This window comes from Streptomyces syringium (assembly GCF_017876625.1).
GTDB lineage: Bacteria > Actinomycetota > Actinomycetes > Streptomycetales > Streptomycetaceae > Streptomyces > Streptomyces syringius.
The window spans coordinates 1293220-1301698 of sequence record NZ_JAGIOH010000001.1 but is presented as its reverse complement, the minus strand read 5'-3'; the positions used below and the strand labels follow the sequence as shown (position 1 = coordinate 1301698).

Here is an 8479-nt window from a genome sequence, read left to right as displayed (position 1 = left end):
ACAAAGGAGACACACCATGACCGACTCCCCCTTCACGCTCCACACACCCGAGACCGCTCCGGAGGCCTCGCGCCCGCTGGTCGAGGGTGCCCAGAAGAACTTCGGATTCGTGCCCGGGCCGGTGGCTGCGATGGCGGAGTCGCCCGAGCTGCTCGGCACGTTCATGAAGGCCGTGGGCACCTTCGACCAGACCTCGCTCGAGATGCTGGAGCGTGAGGTGGTCGTGCTGACCGTGGCGACCTACGTCGAGTGTCACTACTGCGTGGCCATGCACTCGGCCACGCTCACCCGCCAGAAGGCGCCGGCCGAGCTGCTGGCCGCCCTGCGCGAGAAGGCGCCGCTCGCCGACGCCCGCCTGGAGGCCATCCGGCAGTTCACCCTGGCCGTGCTCACCCGGCACGGCCAGGTCGGCAAGGAGGAGTTCGACGCCTTCTTCGCCGCCGGCTACACCCGGCGCAACGCCCTCGAGGTGGTCATGGGCGTCGGCACGTACACGATGTCCACCTTCGCGAACCGCATGACGGCCGTCGAGCTCGACCCGCCGTTCGTGCCCTTCGCCTGGGAGGCCCCGGCCGAGTAGGGCCCGAGCACGGAGCGCCACACACGGAACGAGGAGCGGCCGGCAGCCCCGAACTGGCGCTGACGGCCGCTTCTCGCTTACCGCACACCCCACACCCCCGACCGACTGCGAGCCACCGAGCACTCTGCGACACACTCTGAACCACGAACGGGGAAGCACGTGAACGGAACGAAGAGGAACCGGACCACCAGAAGGCCACGCAAGACCCTGCTGCTCTTCATGGCACTGCTGTTGACGGCACTGGGCGCCTCCGCGCTGGCTGTCGGGAACATCACCGCGAGCACCGCCTCGGCGGAGCAGGGCCGATCGACCCCGGAAGCCGCCCGCAACGCAGCCGATCCCGGCCCCGACAAGGACGGTGATCTCATCGTGGAGAACCGGACCTCGCTGGGCAACGGCCATGTCGAGACGGTCTACTCCCGTAAGCCCGACGGCTCACCGAAGGTGATCGGCGTCGCGGTCAGCGAGACGGCCGCCAATTCGCTGCCCACGACCCCCCGGCACGACGGGAACACCTGCTTCGACAAGAACGAGGACGGCAAGGTCGACCCGAACACCGAATGCGGCGGCGGCCACGAGCGGGTGCTGTGGTTCCCCAAGCTCAAGGGGCTGCCCTTCAAGTGGATGATGTTCAACTGGCAGTCGGTGGGCCACGGCCCGGAGCACGTCTTCGACAAGCCGCACTTCGACATCCACTACTTCATGATGGATTACGAGGCGCGCAACGCCATACGCACCGGCCCCTGTGGTGCCATCTTCGTCAACTGCGCGGACAACGAGAAGGCGGCCAAGCCCGTGCCCGCCCCGTACCACCCGGAGGGCTTCGGGCTGCCCGGAGCGGCCGGCCGCATGGGCAATCACATCGTCGACCTCAGCGCCGCCCCCGCCAATGGCGGACCGTTCACGCAGGCGTTCGTGTACGGGACGTACGACTCCCACATCACCTTCTGGGAGAACGTCCTGTCCACCGACTGGCTCAAGAGCACGAAGCCGAAGCGCAGCTGCCTCACGCTGAAATGGGCACCCGAGGTCGAGATCAGCGGCTCCTACCCGAAGAAGTCGTGCACCAGCTATCGGGCCAAGGAGAAGGACTATCTGATGACCTTCGAGGACTTCGCCTACCGCAAGGCCCCGGCCGGGGCAAAGGCCCCGAACTGGACCCAGCCGCCCGCCACCGCGGGCACACCGGCGGCCGGCCGCGGGCACGGCCACTGATCGCATACGGGCCTTTCGCCGCGCGGGCCGGCATTCCCGGCCTGCGCGGTTCCGCCGTGCCAGGGGAATCACCCGAGGGGGCTCTCGCCAGCGCGCCGATCCGGATCGATACTGCGGACACGCTCCCAGGTGAGATGTCCGCATTCCGGAGGAGGCGGCATGATTCACGGCATCGATGTCAGCAGTTACCAGAGCGAGAAGTACCCGGTGGACGGGTACGACTTCGTCTTCGTCAAGGTCACCGAAGGTGTCTCCTACACCAACCCGAAATGGGTGGCCCAGCGGGACCGGGCCCGGGCGGCGGGACTCGTGGTCGGCTACTACCACTACGTCACGGCCGGGTCGATGTCCGCGCAGGGGAACTACTTCCTCGGCAAGATTAAATTGCGGCCGGGGGACGTCCTGGCCCTCGACTGGGAAGAGCCGAAGGTCCCGTGCAGAGACAAGGACCGCTGGCTGAGCCATGTGCGTGCCAAGGCGCCCGCCCACCGAGTGGTGCTCTACTGCAACCGCGACTACTGGCTCAACCGCGACACGACCAGCGAAGCCGGCGACGGGCTGTGGATCGCGGACCCCGACCACCCGGCCGGCCGCCCGGCCGTCAAGCACCCGTGGACCTTCCACCAGTACAGCTCGGCGGGGAACCTGGACCGTAACGTCGGCCGGTTCGACGACCGGGCGGCGCTGCGGGCGTGGGCGCGACGCGAGAAGGCGGAGCAGGAGGGAATCGGTCACCACCCCTGAACAGCGGGGCGGTTTGGGTCGATACGCGGGGCCTCCGTACGGGCATACCCCGCCATTCCGGATGGATGCCATGGACACGCTCTTTGCCGGTGGGCTAGGTTCGCCCTGCTCGGAAGCCGGGCTTCACCTTTTCGAGGTCGCGCCCGGCTGCCCGCAACGTACGTGCCCCCTTTTCGCCCGGACGTGAAATTCCCCGGCGTCCGCCCAGAATGGCAGGTGGTTCGATGCGACTGAAGCATGCCCTCATCGCGGCCTCATTGACGGGAGCGGCGACCCTCGCTCTCGCTCCCACGGCACAGGCGGCGGCTCCGCCGGACCCGAATTGCCTCGGGGCCAGGGCATTCTGCCTCTGGTACAACTCCAACCAGCAGGGATCGGTGGCCGGCTGGGACCTCAGCACGGGATTCCAGGGATTTCCCAATCTGAAGGACGCGGGCAGATTCCTCACCCCCGGCGAGGGGCAGGGCGTGCCGGTGAAGAACAATGCCGCCTCCGCCACCTATCAGTTCCCCGGCCAGTGCCGCGGCGATGTGAAGGTGTTCGTCAACAGCGGATGGAGCGGCCCGTACGACACGGTGCCGGCGTGCAGCGCGATCAATCTGGTGAAGACCAAGAATGACAATGCCTCCTTCCTGGTCAACTGACATGAACTGACCCCGTGAACTGACCCGGTGCACTGACCTGGTGAACGGAAAACCCGCCGGGAGGCAGAAGCACATGACGCGTCCGACTCGCCGCCGCGTCGGCAGGTCCCGGCTGTCGATCACACTGCTCGTATGCGGTGCCTGCCTGGCCACGGCGTCCTGCACCACGGGCGGCGGGAAGGACGCGCAGGCCGCGGGGCCGGCCGCACCCCCGACGGCGCCCACCACCCCGTCGGCCGATGCCCGGCCGGGCCCGCTGCCCTTGGACAGCCTTTTCCTCTCACGTGAGGATCACCGGAAGCTCCGGTCGGCCCTGGACCTGCTCGTCGCGACGTGCATGAAACGGGCGGGAGTGCCGCTGCCGCCCGCGCCGGAGGCCGTCGCCGAACCGCCGCGGCACGAGCGGCGGTACGGAATCAGCTCCCCGGACCAAGCAGTCCGCTACGGCTATCACTTGGCGGAACGTACGACACCGCCGACGCCCCCGCCGGTCACCGCCCGCCAGCAACGGGCACTGTCCGGCACACCCGACGGAAGGCCGGGGCCGGGTGGCAGCCCGCCCGAGGGCTGCAACGCGGCGGCCGCCAGGAAGATCACCGGCACGGCTTCCTTCCCGGCCGACGCCCTCGTCGTACGGCAGCTGAACATGGACTCGTTCGAACAGTCCAAGAACGATGCACGCGTGCGCACCGTGCAGCGGAAGTGGTCGGACTGCATGAAGGCCGGCGGATTCTCCTACGCCGGTCCGCTGGACGCCCCCCGGGCGATGGCGGCCGGCCCCCGTGCCTCGGCCCGGGAGATCGCCACGGCCCGGGCGGACATCGCCTGCAAGGACAGGACGCGACTCATCGGAGTGTGGAGCGCGGTGGAAACCGCCTACCAGCACCGGCTCATCAAGGAACGCGCGAAGGAACTCGCCGCCGCACGGCGGGAGCGCGACGACCGGCTGCGACGCGCCACCGAGGTCCTGCGCTCCTCGGCCCCTCCTCCTGACGCTCCTCCTGACGCCCCTCCGGGCCCCTGCCCCTCGCCCGCGGCCCGTCACGCCGCCGTCTCGAACCCGGCCCGCACGGCCGCCACCCACCGCCCCCGCAGTGCTTCGTACTCGGACCGCTCGGATCCCGACAGCGCCCGGCCGCGCCGCGCCGACAGGAACGCCCGTATCGCGGTGTTCAAGGCGGTGGCGTCCGGGTGCGGGGGAGCGGCGGTAGTTGACATGGCAACAGATTAGGGGAGGCCACTGACAAAGGAGCCGGTATCGCTGCAGCGGTTCCGTCGGCGGTGGCCCTCCGGCCCGCCCACCGACGGGTGAAGCGCCGTGCTCAGCCCGCGTTCTCACCGGCGTGCGGGCTCAGTACGTCCGCTCCCACCAGCGCGAACAGCAGCAGACCGAGCAGGACGCGGTAGATCACGAAGGGCATGAAGCTCTTGGAGGAAATGAACCGCATGAACCACGCGATGACGGCGTATCCGACCACGAAGGCGATGAGCGTGGCGAAAATCGTCGGCCCCCACGCCGTGTGCCCCTCGCCCGCGTCCTTCAGTTCGAACAGGCCCGAGGCGAGGACGGCGGGGATGGCCAGCAGGAAAGAATAGCGGGCGGCGGACTCCCGGGTGTAGCCGATGAGCAGTCCGCCACTGATCGTCGCGCCGGACCGCGAGACCCCCGGAATCAGCGCCATCGCCTGGCAGACCCCGAAGATGAGCCCGTCCCGGGTATTGAGCTGCTCCAGGCTCTTGCGCTCCCTGACGGCCCTGTGGCGGCCGCCCTGCTCGTCGCGCGCCGCGAGCCGGTCGGCGAAGCCCAGCACGATTCCCATGACGACGAGCGTGGTGGCGATCAGCCGCAGATCGCGGAACGGGCCCTCGATGGCGTCCTTGAGCAGCAGCCCCAGCACGCCGATGGGGATCGAACCGACGATCACCAGCCAGCCCATCGTGGCGTCGTGGTCGTGCCGCATCCGGCGGTCGAACAGGGAGCGGAACCAGGCGGAGACGATGCGCGCGATGTCCTTGCGGAAATAAATGATGACGGCCGTCTCGGTACCGATCTGCGTGATCGCGGTGAAGGCCGCTCCGGGGTCCTGCCAGTCGGCGAACGCGGCGGTCAGCCGCAGATGGGCGCTGGAGGAGATCGGCAGGAACTCCGTCAAGCCCTGGACGAGCCCGAGGATGAGAGATTCGAACCAGGTCATGGAGTCAGTGCCATCCCAAAAATGATCATGGCCCGACCGGTGCAGACGGTGTCAGGCGGGCTCTACGGGTTTCCGAGGGAGCCAGTCGATGCGGATCATCCACCGGGCAGGAGGCAGATTAGCGTCATCGAAGTGAACGTTTACTGAAGTCACGGCCGTCCGGGGCGAGGTGTCCCCACATTGTCCTGAACCTCTCTCTCTAGTCTTCCGGCTAGGTAGGACTAGCCGGAAGACCGGTAGGCGGAGGTGGGGTGTCCACTACCATCGACATATGGTGTATGCGGACTGGGGGGACCCGCAGCGCACGCTGGCTGTGGCGAAGGCTTTGATGCGGGCGCCCCTCAAGGAGATCCTGTCCACGCTGTCGGAGGCCATGACCGACCTCGTACAGCACCACGCCCTGGTCATGCTCACCGGCGACTGTCCCAAGTCGGCGACGTGGAATCACGGTGACGCCGAGCTGACACAGGACGTCACCAGCACCGAGCTGGCCGCCCTCGCCACGCACGTCGACGTCGGCAAACCATGGTTCGGCCAGGCACGCCTCGCGGGCTCGCTCCGTCCGGTGCTGGCCGTGGCCTCCGCACCACCCGGCTCGGCGGGAGCCATGCTGGCGGTGCTGCCCGCCGACGGCAGTACGCCCGAACCGCGGGTGCTCGCGGTGCTCCAGCAGCTGTGGGACCTCGCGACCGTACGCGTGATCGATCTGATGCCCCAGGCGGTGCCGGTCGACATGGCCGGCCCCTGGATCGCCAACAGCGAGCGGGCCCGGGTCGTCGCCAATCTGACCGACGCCCATGCCACCACCCTCACCACGCTGCTCGGCGTCCTGCGCACCCGCACCCTCGACGCCGAGGCCGCCCGCCGGACCGCCACCGACATCGCGGTCTCCGCCCTGGTCGAGCTGCGGGCGACCGGTGAGGACGAGGAGCTGCCGCCCGAGGAGACGGTCGGCGGTGCCTTCGGGCGGCTGTCCGACATGCTGGGTCTGCTCTCCCGGTACAGCAATGTGGAGCTGGAGTTCTCCCCGCCCGACTGCCGCCAGCGGCTGTTGCCCGCGGACATCGCCCGGGCCGCGCTCACCACGGCACGCGGCACCGTGCTGACCATGCTCGAACAGGGCGGCGTCAGCCGGATCCGGGTCAGCTGGCAGGTCGAGGACACCGAACTCCGCACGACCATCCGGGACGACGGTCCGGGAACGCTCGCCGCCGAGGCGCTCGCCGTGCACCGGCTCACCGACCGGGTCGCCGCGCTCAATGGCGCCCTGCACGTCGACGCCGTCCCGGAATGGGGCACGATCGTGACCGCCCGGCTGCCGCTGACGGCGCCCGACCGCCCGCACAGCGACCCCTTGGGCGGCCTCAACCCCCGTGAGCTGGACGTTCTCGAACGGCTGGTCCACGGCCACCGCAACCGGACGATCGCCCAGCAGCTCCAGATCAGCGAACACACCGTCAAATTCCATGTGGCCAAGATCCTCAAGAAGCTCGGCGTCAATTCCCGCGGCGAAGCAGCGGCCCTCGCCCGCGCCTCGGGATTCCCCACCGCGCTGTCGCTGGTGACCTAGAGCGTTTCCGGCGGTGTTCTCCGGATCAAGTGATCAAGCGCGTCCGGCGTTCGAGGACGCGCCCGGGGCGCCCGCCGTCACAGGCGGCACAGGCGCCACGGACGGCCCGCGGACCGCAGGTCACACGGTGAGGACGACCTTGCCCGTGGTGGAGCCCGAGTCGATCAGCCGATGCGCCTCGACGGCCCCGGCGAGCGGCAGTACCCGGTCGATACAGGGCCGCAGCCTGCCCGCGTCGACGAGCTCCGCCAGCGCCGCCAGCCCCACCTGGTCCGGCTCGGCGGTCACCCCGATGACCCGCAGACCACGCTCCGCCGCCCGGCCGGCGAGCCCGGCATCGCGCATATCGACGATCGTGACCAAGGAACCACCGGGCCTGAGCACGTCCAGCGAACGCATCGCGGTGTCACCGCCCACACCGTCGAGCACGACGTCCACCTTCCCGACCACGGCCGCGAAGTCCACCGCGCGGTAGTCGACGACCTCGTCGGCACCCAGCCGGCGGACGAAGTCGTGCTTGGCCGCGCTCGCGGTCGTCACCACCTCGGCGCCCCGGGCCTTGGCGATCTGGATCGCCAGATGTCCCACACCACCACCGCCGGCGTGGATCAGCACCCGCTGACCGCTGCCGACCGCCGCCGCGTCCACCAGTGCCTGCCAGGCGGTCAGCCCGGCCAGCGGCAGCGCGGCCGCCGACGGATGGTCGAGGGCGGCCGGCTTACGGGCCAACTGCCGGGACGGTGCCGTGAGGTATTCGGCGTACCCGCCCGCGGCACGCGGAATGAGCGGCATGCCGTACACCTCGTCGCCGATGGCGAAGCGGGTGACCCCCGGAGCCACCTCCTCGACCACGCCGGAGACGTCCCAGCCGAGGGTGAAGGGCGGCGGGCCGAGAAAGGGGAGGGCACCGGAGCGGACATGCGCGTCGATCGGGTTCACCCCGGCCGCGTGGACGCGCACGAGCACCTCGTTCAGCGACGGACGCGGACGGTCCACCTCGGTCGGCTCCAGCACCTCCGGTCCGCCGAAGGACCGTTGGGTGATCGCTCGCATCCTGGCCGTCATCGGGCGTCCGACACCATCTCGTCGAGGGTGGTGCCCTCGGGAACGGCCTGCCCCACATCCCAGTGCTCGGCCAGCTTGCCGTCCTCGACGCGCCAGATGTCGACCACGACCGCCGGCGGCGCGTCCGGGGCGATCCTGGCCACGCTGTGGGTCCAGACGAACTCACCCTCTGCGATCGTGCGCAGCACCGTCAGCGAGAACTCCGGGAACGGCCCGGCGGCCTGCTCCCGGAAGGTCTCGACCGTCCGGTCCCGGCCCGCGCCGACCCCGGGGTGGTGGTTGGCGAAGTCCTCGGTGAGCAGCGACTTCGCGCGGTCGAAGTCCTTGGCGTTGTAGAACGCCTCGATGTACTCGGAGACAAGGTCCTTGTTCGCCTTCAGGGAATCGGGCATCCGGTGCTCCTCCGGTCGAAGGTGTGCGTGTGCGCGGTGTGTGTGCGGCGCGTGCGCAAGGGGGTACGTGTCCA

9 protein-coding genes are annotated in these 8479 nt (G+C 69.4%); 6 read left to right on the top strand and 3 right to left on the bottom strand.

All coding sequences use genetic code 11. The features are described 5' to 3' along the window. Positions 1–16: 16 nt before the first annotated feature. From JO379_RS05765 to JO379_RS05745, 5 genes are all read left to right on the top strand, one after another. A complete protein-coding gene (locus tag JO379_RS05765) occupies positions 17–580 on the top strand; it encodes a carboxymuconolactone decarboxylase family protein (RefSeq protein WP_130876648.1) in 564 nt (187 codons plus the stop codon). Between the two features lie 159 nt (positions 581–739). Next, complete coding sequence (locus JO379_RS05760) at positions 740–1795, top strand: hypothetical protein (protein WP_130876647.1); 1056 nt, start codon at positions 740–742, stop codon at positions 1793–1795. Between the two features lie 159 nt (positions 1796–1954). Next, complete coding sequence (locus tag JO379_RS05755) at positions 1955–2539, top strand: glycoside hydrolase family 25 protein (protein WP_130876646.1); 585 nt, start codon at positions 1955–1957, stop codon at positions 2537–2539. A 224-nt stretch (positions 2540–2763) separates the two neighbouring features. Next, positions 2764–3183, top strand: a complete 420-nt coding sequence (locus JO379_RS05750) for a peptidase M23 (RefSeq protein ID WP_130876645.1) — start codon at positions 2764–2766, stop codon at positions 3181–3183. Between the two features lie 73 nt (positions 3184–3256). Beyond that, positions 3257–4414 carry a hypothetical protein gene (locus JO379_RS05745; protein WP_209514212.1) on the top strand — a complete coding sequence of 386 codons (1158 nt, stop codon included), beginning with the start codon at positions 3257–3259 and terminating at the stop codon, positions 4412–4414. Between the two features lie 91 nt (positions 4415–4505). On the opposite strand, the gene JO379_RS05740 is transcribed toward JO379_RS05745, so the two are convergent. Further along, positions 4506–5378, bottom strand: coding sequence for an undecaprenyl-diphosphate phosphatase (locus JO379_RS05740; protein WP_130876643.1), 873 nt, complete (start codon positions 5376–5378; stop codon positions 4506–4508). 271 nt (positions 5379–5649) lie between these two features. Between JO379_RS05740 and JO379_RS05735 the strand changes: the two genes are divergently transcribed. Further along, complete coding sequence (locus tag JO379_RS05735; RefSeq protein WP_209514210.1) at positions 5650–6948, top strand: helix-turn-helix transcriptional regulator; 1299 nt, start codon at positions 5650–5652, stop codon at positions 6946–6948. 120 nt (positions 6949–7068) lie between these two features. On the opposite strand, the gene JO379_RS05730 is transcribed toward JO379_RS05735, so the two are convergent. Both JO379_RS05730 and JO379_RS05725 read right to left on the bottom strand, forming a co-directional pair. Further along, positions 7069–8001, bottom strand: coding sequence for an NADP-dependent oxidoreductase (locus JO379_RS05730; RefSeq protein WP_209514208.1), 933 nt, complete (start codon positions 7999–8001; stop codon positions 7069–7071). An 8-nt stretch (positions 8002–8009) separates the two neighbouring features. Beyond that, the gene (locus JO379_RS05725; RefSeq protein ID WP_130876640.1) at positions 8010–8405 is read right to left on the bottom strand and encodes a nuclear transport factor 2 family protein; all 396 of its coding nucleotides are present in this window, start codon (positions 8403–8405) and stop codon (positions 8010–8012) included. Positions 8406–8479: the final 74 nt, after the last annotated feature.

What these genes read in the sequence shown, in the direction of transcription:
- JO379_RS05755 (WP_130876646.1), top strand. Translation starts at nt 1,955, where the DNA reads ATGATTCACGGCATCGATGTCAGCAGTTACCAGAGCGAGAAGTACCCG.
- JO379_RS05725 (WP_130876640.1), bottom strand. Translation starts at nt 8,405, where the DNA reads ATGCCCGATTCCCTGAAGGCGAACAAGGACCTTGTCTCCGAGTACATC.
- JO379_RS05765 (WP_130876648.1), top strand. Translation starts at nt 17, where the DNA reads ATGACCGACTCCCCCTTCACGCTCCACACACCCGAGACCGCTCCGGAG.
- JO379_RS05730 (WP_209514208.1), bottom strand. Translation starts at nt 8,001, where the DNA reads ATGCGAGCGATCACCCAACGGTCCTTCGGCGGACCGGAGGTGCTGGAG.
- JO379_RS05735 (WP_209514210.1), top strand. Translation starts at nt 5,650, where the DNA reads ATGGTGTATGCGGACTGGGGGGACCCGCAGCGCACGCTGGCTGTGGCG.
- JO379_RS05750 (WP_130876645.1), top strand. Translation starts at nt 2,764, where the DNA reads ATGCGACTGAAGCATGCCCTCATCGCGGCCTCATTGACGGGAGCGGCG.
- JO379_RS05745 (WP_209514212.1), top strand. Translation starts at nt 3,257, where the DNA reads ATGACGCGTCCGACTCGCCGCCGCGTCGGCAGGTCCCGGCTGTCGATC.
- JO379_RS05740 (WP_130876643.1), bottom strand. Translation starts at nt 5,378, where the DNA reads ATGACCTGGTTCGAATCTCTCATCCTCGGGCTCGTCCAGGGCTTGACG.